Origin of the sequence: Neptunomonas antarctica (assembly GCF_001305295.1) — a bacterium.
GTDB classification, from domain to species: Bacteria; Pseudomonadota; Gammaproteobacteria; order Pseudomonadales; family Balneatricaceae; genus Neptunomonas; species Neptunomonas antarctica.
The window spans coordinates 66271-80467 of sequence record NZ_LJSI01000023.1; the positions used below are offsets into that span (position 1 = coordinate 66271).

The following is a 14197-nucleotide window of genomic DNA, read 5'->3' on the forward strand; positions in this document are numbered from 1 at the left end:
TAAAGCAGCTTCAGGGTGTTTAATGTTAAGCATACGACAAATTGAGGTTGGTCACTATGGATAATTCGATAAGCAGTTGTTGTGGTTCAGCTACGGGTAATACCCCTCAGGAAAAGGAGCAAGGCAATGCTCCTCATATCGGTGAGACTTCGTGCTGTGCTGCTGAGCCTGTTATTGCCAGCCCGTTATCAGGATCGGTGAAAACCGCTGATGGATTACGTACGCCGATTCGTATCCTGCAGATGGATTGCCCGACGGAAGAAGCACTAATCAGAAAAGCGCTTGGTGAAATGTCCGATGTAATCAGTATGGAGTTCAATCTGATGCAGCGGGTCTTAACCGTTGTGCATAAGGAGAATTCACTTGAGGCGGTTCTGGATGCGATTCGATCACTGGGTTTCGAGCCCGAAGTGCCGGATGCAACGGGACAGCATTCGGCGGTGGTTGAGTCGAAAAAACCCTGGTGGCCGCTGGCGGTAGCGGCGGTTGCCGCGATAGCTGCCGAAGCGGTAGTTTGGATGGGACAGCCTGATTTGTTGGCTGCTGTTTTGGCTTTGGTGGCAGTGGCGTGCAGTGGTTTGACGACCTACAAGAAAGGCTGGATGGCGATTCGTCATGCTGATTTGAACATCAATGCCCTGATGAGCATCGCTGTAACGGGAGCGCTTATTTTAGGGCAGTGGCCGGAAGCCGCTATGGTTATGGTGCTATTTACGCTGGCTGAGTTGATTGAAGCTAAGTCGTTGGATCGTGCACGGAATGCGATTTCGGGGTTGATGCAGTTGACGCCTGATAATGCCACCGTGCAACAAACTGACGGTTCCTGGCAGGTAGTCGATGCCAAAAGTGTGCTGGTTGGCAGCATCGTGCGTATTAAGCCGGGCGAGCGGATGGGTCTTGATGGGCAGATCATTCGAGGCAGATCAACCGTCAATCAAGCGCCGATTACCGGAGAAAGCCTACCGGTGGATAAAGCCGAGGGTGATTTAGTTTTTGCAGGCACCATTAATGAAGCCAGTGCTTTTGAGTATCGCGTCACCGCTGCAGCGAATAACACGACGCTGGCACGTATTATCCATGCGGTAGAAGAGGCGCAAGGTACCAAAGCGCCGACGCAGCGCTTTGTCGATAAGTTTGCACGCATCTATACGCCCACGGTGTTTGCGGTTGCATTAGGTGTCGCTATTTTACCTCCCTTATTGATGGCAGGCCTGTGGTTCGATTGGGTTTATAAAGCCTTAGTACTGCTCGTTATTGCGTGTCCGTGTGCGTTAGTCATATCTACGCCCGTGACGATTGTGAGTGGTTTAGCCGCTGCCGCGCGTCGCGGTATTCTGATTAAAGGCGGAGTGTATCTTGAGACGGGCCATAAGCTGGCATGGTTAGCGCTCGATAAGACAGGCACTATAACTTATGGCACGCCGGTACTCACAGATGTTGAGGTGTGCTCTGGTCTTAGTGCTGCACTTAATGAAGATCCAGGTGCTGGCCTGAATGCGGGTCTGGGTATTGAGTCTTGCCGTCGCTTAGCGGTGAGTCTGGCGGGTCGTTCTGACCATCCTGTATCGCAGGCCATCGCGAAAAGCGTTGGTAATGAACGGCATGCGGACGTTGACGAGTTCGAGGCTATTTCGGGCCGTGGTGTCAGGGGGATTATCGATGGGAAGCTCTACTCGCTGGGTAATCATCGTTTGATCGAAGAGTTAGGGATGTGCACTCCTGACCTTGAAAAGCGTTTGGATCTGCTTGAACGGCAAGGAAAGAGTGTTGTGATGCTGGTCGATGAGCAGCAGGTATTAGCGCTGTTTGCTGTGGCTGATACGGTAAAAGAGTCCAGCCGGGAAGCGATTGCCGAGCTGCATCAGCTGGGCATTAAAACGCTGATGTTAACCGGAGATAACCAGCACACCGCCACAGCCATTGCTCAGCAAGTAGGTATTGATCAGGCGCGCGGTAATTTGCTCCCCGAAGAGAAGTTAGCCGCCATTAAAGCACTGGAAGCTGACGGTATGGTGGGCATGGTCGGTGATGGTATTAACGATGCACCTGCACTGGCACGTGCGCATATCGGTTTTGCGATGGGCGCGATGGGAACGGATACCGCGATTGAGACAGCGGATGTGGCGCTGATGGATGATGATTTGCGTAAAGTATCCGCCTTTGTCCGGTTGTCGAGGAATACCCGTGCAATACTGATACAGAATATTGCGTTGGCGCTGGGTATCAAAGTGGTGTTTCTGCTACTGACATTGATGGGGATGGGGACTATGTGGATGGCGGTATTCGCGGATATGGGCGCAAGTTTGCTGGTGGTCGGTAACGGCCTGAGATTGCTGCGCAAGTAGCTCTGTGATGGCGCATAGGCTTCTGCAAAAAGGGGCTGCTGTATTGTAGCCCCGTCAATCATAAAGCGAATGTTTACGCCATATACTGGCCACCATTAACCGACATGTTGGTGCCCGTAATAAACCCGGCATCATCGGCTGTCAGGAAGGCTACTGCACGTGCGACCTCTGCTGGCTGACCCAGGCGTCCGACCGGGATGCCTGCTACGATACTGTTCAGAACTTTTTCAGGTACCTGGCGTACCATCGGTGTATCAATGTAGCCAGGTGATACGGCATTCACGGTAACACCTTTTTTAGCACCTTCCTGAGCAATGGCTTTGGTAAAACCATAAATTCCGGCTTTTGCTGCAGAGTAGTTGGCTTGTCCGAATTGACCCTTTTCGCCATTTAACGAAGAGATATTAACGATGCGGCCCCAGCCACGGTTACACATCGCTTCAAAGACTGGCTGGCACATATTAAACATAGAGTTCAGGTTCGTTTGGATAACCGCCTGCCATTGCTCGGGTTGCATTTTTTTCAGCGGTGCGTCACGGGTAATACCTGCATTATTCACCAAAATATCAATGTGACCCTCTGTGCGCTCAATTTCCTCCAGCAAGCGTTTACAGTCGCTATAGTCGCAGACATCAACGGCTTTCATGGTGATATCGAAGCCTTGTTGCTTCATCTCCTCCTGCCAGGTGGCGGCTGCAGCCTCATGGCCGAGCGCAAAAGTTCCAATAACCTTACGGCCCTGTTCAATGAGTGCTTTACACATTGATTCGCCCAGTCCTCCGTTAGCGCCAGTGACGATGGCAATTCGTTGAGTCATCTTTTTATCCTTATATTTTGAGTAAATGCGTATTAAGGTTTGTGATTGAGTAGTGTTTTAATCGAAGCAGAAAGGTGGCGGATTCCTTCACTGCTATAAGCCTGGCTTCGCTCTTCAATGTGAGGCAGGTCGTATAGATAGTTCACCATGAAGCCTGCCGATTGGCTCAAACCATTGTTCGAGGTATCCGCCATCCAGTTTAATTGAGCGATCTGGGCGCCGTTGCTCAGGTGAAAATGAGTCACCGAATCAGCAGTAGTGCCTCCGGCTCTTTCCGCTTTAGCCAGATAGTAAGCTGCCAGCTTGCTCAGTTCTGCACGTAGGTAGGAATCATCCCGCTGCGCTAGGGTTAGCGTCAGTGGCTGCAGCTGTGTGTGAGGTGGCTGTGTTTGTGATAACGGTGCCTGAGACAACAGTCCCTTAGATAACAAGATCTTACCGCCGGGTAGTTGTTCGAGTTCTGTAGGCGATTGCTGATGGATCCAGCGCATCAGACCGGGAATCGGGGATAACGTGGCGAACTGTTTCACATGTGGGAAATCATGCTGTAATTTTGTAACAACCCGTTTGATAAGGAAATTACCGAAGCTAATCCCGGCCAGTCCTCGTTGCGCGTTGGATATAGAGTAAAAAATAGCCGTATCTGCGTGATTAATATCGCCTACGGGTGCCGCTTCATCCAGCAACGTCTGGACGTTGTCTGAAAGGCCTTTCACGAGTGCCACTTCTACGAAAATAAGCGGCTCGTTAGGCATGTTGGGGTGAAAGAAGGCAAAGCAGCGACGGTCGGAGTCCAGTCGGTTTTTTAAGTCGTCCCAGCTTTTGATGGCATGCACGGCTTCATAAGCGATCAGTTTTTCCAGTAACTCTGCACTGGAGTTCCAATTGATCTGCTCTAGCTGCAGTAAGCCGATATCAAACCAGCTGATCAGTAGACGTTTCAGATCGGCTTCCAGCGGTTTTAATTCGGGGTGCTGGTTTTTTAACGTGAGTATCTGAGCCCGCATGTCGACCAAAAACTTGATCCCTTCGGGGAGTTCATTGAAAAGCGTCAGGAGCTTCGTTCTTGGCGGTTCGAGTACTTTTCGAAGTTGGCGGGCGGCTTCGGCGCGGTTGTCATCAGATGACGCTTGCCAGAGGGCGATATGCTGTTCAACATCCGCTGCATTGGTATCGTAATGCAACGCAAGAATAGAGAGAAAGCGTTGTTGTCCGGTTGGATTTAACTCAAGGTAGCTTTTTCCTAAGGTGGCTGCACGGGCGCGTGCTGCCACTTCTCCGCCTTTATCTGCAAGACAATGATCAATCCATTCTCTGAGTATAACTTCATCATCGCTGCTTAATGTAGCGGATAAGTTGAGTTGTTCGAGTGTTGTTCGATTATCCGTTACGTCCCGCCATGCGAGCCGTAAATGACTCAATGTGCGTTCCAGGAAGCCGCTATTTGACGTGCTCTCCATGCTTCACCTCGTTTAATGAAAAGGGACGGATCGTGCTTACTATCCACAAAGTAACAAAATAAAACAACAAAACCAAGGGTTAGTACTTGGTTTTGTTGGGTAAAACCATTAGGTTGATAGCAATCAATAACGAAAACATGATGATGCAGAGAGTATTTATGCAGGATCTACACGGCTTTTATCTTGAAGATTTAGAAATTGGGCAGTCAGCCAGTTATGCAAAAACCATTACCGAAGCAGATGTAGTACTGTTTGCCGGTATCTCCGGTGATGATAATCCGGTGCATATCAATGCCGAATATGCGGCCCAAACCCCGTTTAAAGAACGCATCGTACACGGCATGTTCAGTGCCGCACTTATCTCTGCTGTGCTCGGAACGCGTTTGCCGGGGCCCGGTGCAATCTATGTAGATCAGCAGCTGAGTTTTAAAGCACCTGTGTATATTGGCGATACGGTAACCGCGATGGCCACGGTGACTGATATTAACCATCAGCGGCGCCGTGTTACGCTGCAAACGGTGTGTTACGTGAAAGGTAAGGTAGTGGCAGAAGGTGTTGCGACTAACATGGTTGATCGTCGTCCTGTTTAGGGAACTAAGTTTAGGAGAGCTAAGATGATGCTACAAAAAGAAAACTCGTGCCTGATTGTAATTGACGTTCAAGCGCGCCTGTTACCTGGTATTTATGAGGGTGAGCAGTTGGTTCAGTATTGTGATTCGCTGGTGGAGCTCGCACAAGCATTGGATATTCCGGTGTATGGGACAGAGCAGTATCCAGAAGGCGTTGGTCCCACCGCAGACGGGTTGCGTGAACGTGTAGGTCAGGATCAGTTTATCGGAAAAACTTTTTTCTCTTGTGTTGATGCGCCGCAGTTTCAGGACAAATTGGCGTCAATTTCGCAAGATCAGGTCGTTCTTTGCGGAATGGAAGCACATGCCTGCGTGTTGCAGAGCGCAATGAGCTTTAAAGCGATGGGTAAGCAGGTGTTTGTTGTGGCCGATGCTATTTCAGCCCGTCATCCAAAAGATACCGACTATGCGATTGCCCGGATGCGTGACGAAGGCATCAAAATCATTACCCGTGAAATGGTAGGTTTTGAATGGCTTCGCCGCTCGGATGCTGAAGGGTTTAAGTTGTTCAGTAAGAAATTTCTGCGCTGACAAACGCCTCTCTGACAAGTGCCCGTCTTTTGGTATGATAGGGGGTGAATGATACTGAGTCAGAGGGGTTCGCTCATCAAGCAACAATCTTCCACGTCGCAGCAGGGGCTCGGCGCCCTGACAGATGATGCTGAACGCAATCGCTTGTTGGCTGAAATGGCTGAGCAGTCTACCGACATGATATCGCGCCATACGCCGGATGAATGGCGCTTTATCTACGCTTCCCCGGCGGTTACGCATCTGCTGGGATATAGCGTCGAGGAGATCATCGGCATGTCGGCTTATGAGTTGTATCATCCCGATGAAGTAGAAGACTTTAAGCAGCGTCGCCCAAGTGTTTTCTACGATAAGGGATTTTATACCCATACTTATCGGTTTCGTTGTAAAGATGGGCATTATACCTGGCTGGAAAGTACGAGCCGCTCGATTCGTGATACGACAACCGGCGAGTTAAAAGAGACGCTTGTCGTATCGCGGGATGTGAGTCGCAGAATAGAAGCTGAAGTGCGCATGCTGCAGTATCAAAAAGAGCTGAATCGTGCGTCGCGTCTGGTTTCCATGGGAGAGATGGCGTCAGGGTTGGCGCATGAACTGAATCAGCCGTTAACCGCTATTGTTAATTATGCGCGCGGAATAGAGCGGCGCTTAGCCGCAAAAGAACCCCTTTCCCTTGAAGATATGACGCCGGTATTGCAGCGTATAACAGCGACAGCATTAAGAGCCGGTGAGATTCTGCACCGGATGATGGATTTTGCACGTAAGCAGGAACCTGTGCGGGAATCTCTGGATCTGTATGGTTTGATCAATGATCTGATCGGATTTTGTAGTAGCACAGCGGAACAGCATAACGTGGTACTGGAAAACCGAACTGTACAGGTTTTACCTATGGTGATGGCTGACAGAGTGCAGCTGGAACAGGTGCTCCTTAATCTTATTCTGAATGCTATTGAATCCAGCCACTCTGAACCGGGCGATATGCCGTTAACGGTTTGGATTGAGGCTTCTCTGCTGAATCACGAACAGGTTATACTTTCCGTTTTTGATCAGGGTGAAGGCATCGGCGGAGATGTTGAACAGTTGTTTGAGCAGTTTTATTCAACCAAAGCGCGAGGGTTAGGGATGGGGCTGTCTATCAGTCGTTCGTTAGTAGAAGCGCACGGTGGGCAGCTTACTGCTGAGAATTTGCCCGACGGCGGGGCTGTATTTCGGGTCTGTTTACCTTTGCCCTTATTACGTGTGCCGTCAACTGAGGAGCGGGATGAGTAACGAACCATTACAACGTATTTTTATTGTCGATGATGATGCCGATGTTCGTGACTCATTGCAGTGGCTGTTGGCGTCGGTTGGCTTGCATGCCGTCACTTATGAGACCGCACAAGAGTTTCTGGATAAGTGTCCCGTCGATGCCCGGGGCTGTATTCTGATGGATGTACGTATGCCCGGTATGAGTGGTTTACGTGCGCAGAAAGCATTAGCAGGTCGCAATATCAATCTCCCGTTGATTATGATTTCAGGGCATGCGGATGTGGATATGGCGGTCACGGCGATGACTCAGGGGGCGCTCACTTTTCTCCAGAAACCGTTCAATGATAAGACGTTAATTGATCATGTGCAGCAGGCGTTGGTGCAGGATCAGAATAGTTGGCGTCATGCCGCTACGATGCGTAATGTTCATTGCGATTATCAGCGCCTGACTAAACGGGAACGTCAGGTTTTTGAAGGTGTGGTGGTGGGGCAGGCGAATCAGGATATCGCTGATCATTTGGGCATTAGCCGTAAAACTGTTGAAGGGCATCGATCACACATGATGGCTAAAATGCAGGTGAGTTCACTATCTGAGCTGATTCAAATGTCCGTAGCGCTGGGTTTGGTTACAAAATTCGGGCAAAATTAAAACATTTTCTAAGCATTTAAGTGTGAGAGCTATATGAGCGTTAAAGGTACTCTTTATATTATTTCGGCGCCTTCCGGGGCAGGTAAAACCAGCTTGGTAAAAGCATTGCTGGAAGATAGCCGCGATAAAGATCAGCGGGTACGGGTTTCTGTTTCTCACACGACGCGCGCTATGCGCTCAGGAGAGCAGGATGGAGTGGATTATAATTTTGTCACCATGGATTGGTTCGATAGCTTGATTGCGGATAACCAGTTTCTGGAATATGCCGATGTTTTTACCAATAAATACGGTACTTCGCGTGTGTGGGTTGAAAGCGAGTTGCGGCAAGGTGTTGATGTGATCCTTGAAATAGACTGGCAAGGTGCTGCTCAGGTCCGACAGTTAATGCCTGATGCCGTCTCTATTTTTATTTTACCTCCTTCACAAAGTGAACTGCGTAAGCGTTTAACCGGACGTGGTCAGGATGCTGACGATGTTATTGATTTACGGATGTCTCAGGCGGCGAGTGAAATGCGGCATTATGCCGAGTTTGATTATGTGGTGATTAATGACGATTTTAGCGTCGCACTGGCACAATTGCAGGCTGTACTGACAGCCCAGAAGCTCAAATTGCTGAATCAGCGAACTCGATATGCGGATTTGCTGAATGATCTCTTGTCAGTATGAATAGTGTGGAGTAAAATTTCCGGTTCTTCCGATCACATCAAATTTTTGAGGTTTAGCATGGCACGTGTCACAGTTGAAGATTGTCTGGACAATGTAGATAACCGTTTTGAGTTGGTTATGGTTGCAGCAAAGCGCGCACGTCAGTTGGCAACAGGTGGTAAAGAGCCGAAGGTAGATCGTGAAAACGATAAGGATACCGTTGTAGCACTACGTGAAATAGCCGAAGGTTTGATCGATGCGTCTATCCTGGACGAAATCCCTCAGCGATAAATACCTCATTTTTTAATCGGGCATTGTTCCATCAGGAAGCATTAGTGGGTAAGTTATTACTAACGCGAATGCAATGGAGGAATAATGCCAACGATTGATTCCCTTTCTGACCGATTAGCTGAATATCTTGATCTATTACAGATCAAGGATGTTCGTCGTGCCTATTTTTATGCTGAACAGGCGCATGATGGTCAGCGTCGTAAAAGTGGTGAGCCCTATGTGACTCACCCGTTGGCGGTTTCCGGTATTCTTGCCACCATGCATATGGACCATCAAAGCTTGATGGCGGCCATGTTGCATGATGTTATTGAAGACACCGATATCAATTATGACGGCATTGAAAAGCAATTTGGCACATCTGTGGCTGATATTGTTGATGGCGTTTCCAAGCTGACTCATCTCGAATTCGAAACTAAAGCGGAAGCGCAGGCCGAAAATTTCCAGAAAATGGTGTTGGCCATGGCGGAAGATATTCGCGTTATTCTGGTTAAGTTGGCCGACCGGTTACACAATATGCGCACGTTGGGTGCCATGCCTCCGGTAAAGCAGCGCCGTATTGCTCGTGAAACCATGGATATTTATGCGCCCGTAGCCGCACGTCTCGGTATGCGGGATCTGCAGGTAGAGTTGGAAGATCTGGCATTTCAATCGTTTTATCCAATGCGTGCCAAGTATATCCGCCGCGCCGTCGTTCAGGCGCGCGGGCAGCGTAAGGATGTAATCAGTTCTATTGAAGAAGCCATTCGTCAGCGTCTTGCTCAGGAAAAATTGCCGGGTATTGTGACTGGCCGTGAAAAACATCTTTATAGTATCTATTCAAAAATGAAAGCACAGCGCAAATCCTTTGCTGAAATCATGGATGTCTTTGCTTTTCGAATAGTGACTGACACAGTAGATGAGTGCTATCGCATTCTGGGTGCTGTGCATAATTTATATAAGCCCGTACACGGGCGTTTCAAAGACTACATTGCGATACCTAAAGCCAACGGTTATCAGTCACTGCATACTGAATTGTTTGGTGCCAGGGATATCACCATAGAGGTGCAGATTCGCACCCGCGAAATGGATGCGGTGGCTTCTCTGGGGATTGCTGAGCATAGCCATTATAAAGTCTATGGCGATTCAGATAGTGCCGTCGGGTCTTATAACCGGGCCCGTAAATGGGTGCAGGGCCTGCTGGAAATGCAAAAGCGGGCGGGTGACTCGATGGAGTTTATCGAGAATGTTAAAAAAGACCTGTTTCCTGATGAAGTTTATGTGTTTACCCCTAAAGGCCGCATTCTGGAATTGCCGAGGGGGGCTACACCGGTAGATTTTGCTTATGCGGTGCACACCGATGTTGGAAACTCCTGCGTTTCCTGTCGTATTAATCGACGTTTAGCGCCGCTATCTGAGCCATTGGAAAGTGGTGAAACCGTTGAAATTATAACGACACGCAGTGCCCAGCCGAATATGGCATGGCTAAATTTTGTAGTCACGGGTAAAGCGCGTTCCAGTATTCGTCATTTCCTTAAAAATCAGCAACGCCATGAATCTGTTGAACTAGGGCGTCGACTGCTAAATCAGTTTTTAGGAAATTACGGTATCTCGGTTGACGAGATTGATGCTGAAAAACTACAGACGTTGCTTCAAGGTGCAAGTTTCAAATCGATTGATGATCTGTTGGAAGATATCGGCATGGGTAATCGAATGGCCTATGTAGTTGCGCGTAAACTCAAGCCTGATGATAGCGTGGGTGATCCGCTTAAAAGGCAGAAACCCATCGCTGTTCAGGGCACCGAAGGGTTGGTTGTTCAGTATGGTAAATGCTGCCATCCTATTTCAGGCGATCAGATTATCGGGCGTGTCAGTAGTGGTCGGGGGCTGGTTGTTCACCGCACAGAATGCCGTAATATTCGTTATATGCGTGATGACCCTGAAAAGTGTATTTATCTGGAATGGTCGGATGTAACGGATGACGAGTTCACGGTGATGCTGAAGTTGGAAGTGGCTTCTCACCGGGGGGTGATTGCCAGCCTCGCTACAGCTGTGTCTGCAACCGGTGCAAATATCCTGAGAATTGATATGGGTGAAAAAGAGGGGCAGTTGGCCACAGTGGATATGGAGATTGCGGTGACTGATCGGATACATCTTGCCCGTGCGATTAAAAAGCTCAGAGCGTTACTTGCAGTGACGCGTGTTACCCGTCTTTGATAAGAATGATTTTCTAATGGGAATATCTTTTGCATGAAAGTTTACATAGTGCCATATTAGGTGACTAATTAAGCTACTTGCCTATATTCTAACGGGTAAAGCTATCTTGTTAATGTGATTAAGTAAGTCTCTACCGGAGGGAGTGGATTTGGCCATAGGTGTAAATACATTAGGAGAAGTTGCAGGGCAGGCAAACGATGTTCGTTTGGTGTTACTGCACGATAATGTTGGCAAGGTCTTAGTTTTGCTTCCGGCTACTGTGCTGCTTAATCTGGTGAGTATCTGGCGTGACACTGAGCGGCATCTGCAACCGGTGAAAGGGGATGATGTAAAACGATTCTTTAGTCAGGAAAAGCTATTAACGGAAGGAGGGCAGAAAAAGCTGTTCTCTCTGCCTGTTTTCATTGATGTAAAGTGTGAAGCTCTGGATACGCTTAATATTATTGAGCCTTATAGCGGACTGCGCTTTAGCGCGAATCGTTCCTGGTATATGGCCGGTATGCGTTCGTTACGGTTAGGTGTCAGTCTTTCTGATATTGATAAAGTACAGCCAAGCGGTGATGACGAAACTGTGATTTCTCACGCTGTTGAACGTTTCACTGCACTAAGAATTCGTCAACGTCTGGAAGATACCCTGGGTTTACCTAGTTTGGCGCCTACGACCCAGAAGATTATTATGCTACGTTCTGATGATGCGGCAGGTGTCGATCGTTTAGTTCCCGTGGTTAAGGTTGACCCCAGTTTGTCAGCACAGGTAATGAGTTGGTCTGTATCGCCCTACTATGCCGCGCCAGGTAGCATTCAATCGATAGATGATGCAATTATCCGCGTACTGGGATTTGATTTGGTGGTGAATCTGGCATTGGGAATCGCGATGGGAAAAACACTGTCGTTACCTGATGACACACCCCGAAACCAAACACCGTATTGGCAACAGGCTGTTTATACGGCGACACTGGCTGAACGTCTGGCGAAAAAAATGAGTAATGATATCAGGCCTAAGCCTGGTCTTGTTTATCTGGCTGGGCTGTTGCACAATTTTGGCTATATCGTGTTAGCGCATCTGTTTCCGCCGCATTTTTCATTGTTATCCCGTTATATCGAAGCCAACCCTCATTTGCGATTGGATTATATAGAAAAGCATATTTTACATGTGACGCGTGAGCAGGTGGGTGCCTGGTTAATGGAGAGTTGGTCGCTACCGGAAGAGGTGTTTAATGGGATTAGATATCTCAATGATCCGCTGAATTCCAAAGCGGATGCTTATTCACAGGTGATACATCTGGCAAATCATGCGCTGCGACAGAGTGGTTTGGCTGATGGTCCTGTGGATCACGTACTGAACCCAGAGGTGTTAGTACGAACAGGCCTGACTCAGGCCGAGATTACCGCAGAGGTCGAATTGATGCAGGTTGATAGTGAAAGCTTGCTGGAGTTCACTCATTCACTCGCAGACCACTAATCGGCCGCGAGTGTTTGTTCCAGCGTTTCTAAGTGCTCCAGTTGCTCCATCCATATCATTTCCGTTTCATCTATCAATTGCTTGAACTGGATTTGGCTAGACAGTATTTCCTTCAATTTTCCCTTATTCTCAGTGTCGTAAAGGCTACTATCACTTAGCAGTATTTCAACGGCTGCCAGTTTAGTGTGAAGCGTTTCCAGTTGCTGCTCCAGCTTGCCGACTTTATTCTTTAAGGGGCTTAGCGTTTTACGTAGTTCTGCTGCTTCACGTTTTTGATCTTTGCGTTCAGTGGCAGAGAGGGAGCGGTTTTCGCGGTTATCTGGTTCGCTGCTTTGTTGTTCAGAGCGGCGCTGGTCTACCAGCCATTTTTGGTAATCATCCAGATCGCCAGGAAAATCCTCGACGCGTCCGTTAGCTACCAGTAAAAACTCATCGACCGTATTACGTAGTAAGTGGCGATCGTGGGAGACTAAAATGACTGCGCCTTCGAAGTTCTGCATGGCCATCGTCAGAGCGTGGCGTACTTCGAGATCCAGATGGTTGGTAGGTTCATCAAGCAATAGCAGATTGGGTTTTTGCCATGCGATGAGCGCTAGGGCGACGCGCGCTTTTTCTCCGCCGGAGAAGCGCTTTACCGGCGCCAGCGCATCATTGCCAAAGAAACCGAAGGAGCCTAGGTAGTTGCGGACTTCCTGGTCGGTGGCCTGAGGTGATATGCGCATAATATGCAGTAAAGGCGATGCTTCCAGATCCAGAGCTTCAAGCTGATGCTGTGCAAAGTAGCCTACCCGCAGATGCTCTCCGGTATTACGTTCGCCACAGATCTGAGGTAAATCGCCGACCAGTGTTTTGATCAGGGTCGACTTCCCTGCGCCGTTCGGGCCGAGCAAACCAATCCGTGAGCCGGGAACTAACGTCAGTGATATATTTTTCAGGATAGGGCTATTGGCGTAACCACAGTCTGCTTTGCGTAGCGATAGTAGAGGGTTGGAGACCTTGTCGCTGCTGTCAAAACGAAAACTAAACGGACTATCGATGTGAGCGGCTGAAATCTGCTCCATGCGTTCCAGTTCTTTGACCCGGCTTTGTGCTTGTTTTGCTTTAGAGGCTTTGGCCTTAAAGCGACGCACAAACTGTTCAATCTCGGCAATTCGCAACTGCTGTTTCTCGAACTGCGCTTGTTGCTGTGACAGGCGTTCTGCTTTCGCACGTTCAAACGCGCTGTACTGGCCTTTATACATGATCAGCTGTTGCTGAAACATATGCGTAATATGGGTGACGACCTGGTCGAGAAAGTCCCTGTCATGCGAGATAAGCAGCAAGGTTCCCGGGTAGTTTTTCAGCCACTGTTCAAGCCACAGTGTAGCATCGAGATCTAAATGGTTGGTCGGCTCATCTAATAGCAGAATGTCTGAACGACACATTAATGCCTGCGCCAGATTCAGACGAATCCTCCAGCCGCCTGACAGTGCTTTGACCTCTTTCTGCATATCAGCCATCGTGAAGCCCAGGCCGGCTAAGAGTTGCTGTCCACGAGCAGACGCGCTGTAGCCTTCTATGGCGTCCAATTCGGCATGTAGCTCACCTAGTTGGTCATTAGCGCCGTTGGCTTCGGCCTGCACGAGTGCGTGCTCAATCCGGCGTAACTCTTTATCGCCATCCAGCACATAATCGAGCACGCTGCGATTATTCGCCGTGACTTCCTGCGCCATGTGGGCAATGGTGAGATGAGGAGGCAGGTAACAGTCGCCGGCATCCGGTTGCAACTCTCCCAGGAGTAATTTGAATAAGCTGGACTTACCCACGCCATTGGCGCCGATAATCCCTACTTTCCAACCGGGATAGATAGTTAGGTCGGCTAGCTCTAGTAAAAACTGAGTGCCACGGTGTAAGCTGAGTTTAGATAACTTAATCATAGGCGCGAGATTCT

At 48.9% G+C, this 14197-nt stretch carries 12 protein-coding genes; 9 read left to right on the forward strand and 3 right to left on the reverse strand.

Annotation, left to right across the window (positions count from 1 at the left end):
• Window positions 1-56: 56 nt before the first annotated feature.
• Entirely contained in the window at window positions 57-2345 is a 2289-nt protein-coding gene (locus Nant_RS04415; protein WP_082400072.1) for a heavy metal translocating P-type ATPase, read from the forward strand.
• A 73-nt stretch (window positions 2346-2418) separates the two neighbouring features.
• Here Nant_RS04415 and phbB read toward each other — a convergent pair whose 3' ends face one another.
• Together phbB and Nant_RS04425 are read right to left on the reverse strand one after the other, a co-directional pair.
• Window positions 2419-3162 carry an acetoacetyl-CoA reductase gene (phbB, locus tag Nant_RS04420; protein ID WP_054340438.1) on the reverse strand — a complete coding sequence of 248 codons (744 nt, stop codon included), beginning with the start codon at window positions 3160-3162 and terminating at the stop codon, window positions 2419-2421.
• A 32-nt stretch (window positions 3163-3194) separates the two neighbouring features.
• Window positions 3195-4622, reverse strand: coding sequence for a malonyl-CoA decarboxylase (locus tag Nant_RS04425; RefSeq protein ID WP_054340439.1), 1428 nt, complete (start codon window positions 4620-4622; stop codon window positions 3195-3197).
• A gap of 158 nt (window positions 4623-4780) precedes the next feature.
• On the opposite strand from Nant_RS04425, the gene Nant_RS04430 reads away from it, so the two are divergent.
• From Nant_RS04430 to Nant_RS04465, 8 genes are all read left to right on the forward strand, one after another.
• Window positions 4781-5212 carry a MaoC family dehydratase gene (locus tag Nant_RS04430; protein WP_054340514.1) on the forward strand — a complete coding sequence of 144 codons (432 nt, stop codon included), beginning with the start codon at window positions 4781-4783 and terminating at the stop codon, window positions 5210-5212.
• 24 nt (window positions 5213-5236) lie between these two features.
• Window positions 5237-5782, forward strand: a complete 546-nt coding sequence (locus Nant_RS04435) for a hydrolase (RefSeq protein WP_054340440.1) — start codon at window positions 5237-5239, stop codon at window positions 5780-5782.
• Window positions 5783-5830: 48 nt separating this feature from the next.
• A complete protein-coding gene (locus Nant_RS04440) occupies window positions 5831-7048 on the forward strand; it encodes an ATP-binding protein (RefSeq protein ID WP_054340441.1) in 1218 nt (405 codons plus the stop codon).
• Complete coding sequence (locus Nant_RS04445; protein ID WP_054340442.1) at window positions 7041-7676, forward strand: response regulator transcription factor; 636 nt, start codon at window positions 7041-7043, stop codon at window positions 7674-7676. Before Nant_RS04440 ends, Nant_RS04445 begins: the two co-directional genes overlap by 8 nt.
• A gap of 33 nt (window positions 7677-7709) precedes the next feature.
• On the forward strand, window positions 7710-8342 hold the full coding sequence (gene gmk, locus Nant_RS04450; RefSeq protein ID WP_054340443.1) for a guanylate kinase: 633 nt from the start codon (window positions 7710-7712) through the stop codon (window positions 8340-8342).
• Window positions 8343-8399: 57 nt separating this feature from the next.
• Window positions 8400-8612 (forward strand): DNA-directed RNA polymerase subunit omega, encoded by a 213-nt coding sequence (gene rpoZ, locus Nant_RS04455; RefSeq protein ID WP_054340444.1) that lies wholly within the window; start codon window positions 8400-8402, stop codon window positions 8610-8612.
• Window positions 8613-8696: 84 nt separating this feature from the next.
• Window positions 8697-10805 (forward strand): RelA/SpoT family protein, encoded by a 2109-nt coding sequence (locus tag Nant_RS04460; RefSeq protein WP_054340445.1) that lies wholly within the window; start codon window positions 8697-8699, stop codon window positions 10803-10805.
• 148 nt (window positions 10806-10953) lie between these two features.
• Window positions 10954-12267 (forward strand): HDOD domain-containing protein, encoded by a 1314-nt coding sequence (locus Nant_RS04465; RefSeq protein ID WP_054340515.1) that lies wholly within the window; start codon window positions 10954-10956, stop codon window positions 12265-12267.
• On the opposite strand, the gene Nant_RS04470 is transcribed toward Nant_RS04465, so the two are convergent.
• Complete coding sequence (locus Nant_RS04470; protein ID WP_054340446.1) at window positions 12264-14183, reverse strand: ATP-binding cassette domain-containing protein; 1920 nt, start codon at window positions 14181-14183, stop codon at window positions 12264-12266. The genes Nant_RS04465 and Nant_RS04470 overlap by 4 nt on opposite strands.
• Between the last annotated feature and the right edge of the window lie 14 nt (window positions 14184-14197).

What these genes read in the sequence shown, in the direction of transcription:
- Nant_RS04415 (WP_082400072.1), top strand. Translation starts at nt 57, where the DNA reads ATGGATAATTCGATAAGCAGTTGTTGTGGTTCAGCTACGGGTAATACC.
- phbB (WP_054340438.1), bottom strand. Translation starts at nt 3,162, where the DNA reads ATGACTCAACGAATTGCCATCGTCACTGGCGCTAACGGAGGACTGGGC.
- Nant_RS04425 (WP_054340439.1), bottom strand. Translation starts at nt 4,622, where the DNA reads ATGGAGAGCACGTCAAATAGCGGCTTCCTGGAACGCACATTGAGTCAT.
- Nant_RS04430 (WP_054340514.1), top strand. Translation starts at nt 4,781, where the DNA reads ATGCAGGATCTACACGGCTTTTATCTTGAAGATTTAGAAATTGGGCAG.
- Nant_RS04435 (WP_054340440.1), top strand. Translation starts at nt 5,237, where the DNA reads ATGATGCTACAAAAAGAAAACTCGTGCCTGATTGTAATTGACGTTCAA.
- Nant_RS04440 (WP_054340441.1), top strand. Translation starts at nt 5,831, where the DNA reads ATGATACTGAGTCAGAGGGGTTCGCTCATCAAGCAACAATCTTCCACG.
- Nant_RS04445 (WP_054340442.1), top strand. Translation starts at nt 7,041, where the DNA reads ATGAGTAACGAACCATTACAACGTATTTTTATTGTCGATGATGATGCC.
- gmk (WP_054340443.1), top strand. Translation starts at nt 7,710, where the DNA reads ATGAGCGTTAAAGGTACTCTTTATATTATTTCGGCGCCTTCCGGGGCA.
- rpoZ (WP_054340444.1), top strand. Translation starts at nt 8,400, where the DNA reads ATGGCACGTGTCACAGTTGAAGATTGTCTGGACAATGTAGATAACCGT.
- Nant_RS04460 (WP_054340445.1), top strand. Translation starts at nt 8,697, where the DNA reads ATGCCAACGATTGATTCCCTTTCTGACCGATTAGCTGAATATCTTGAT.
- Nant_RS04470 (WP_054340446.1), bottom strand. Translation starts at nt 14,183, where the DNA reads ATGATTAAGTTATCTAAACTCAGCTTACACCGTGGCACTCAGTTTTTA.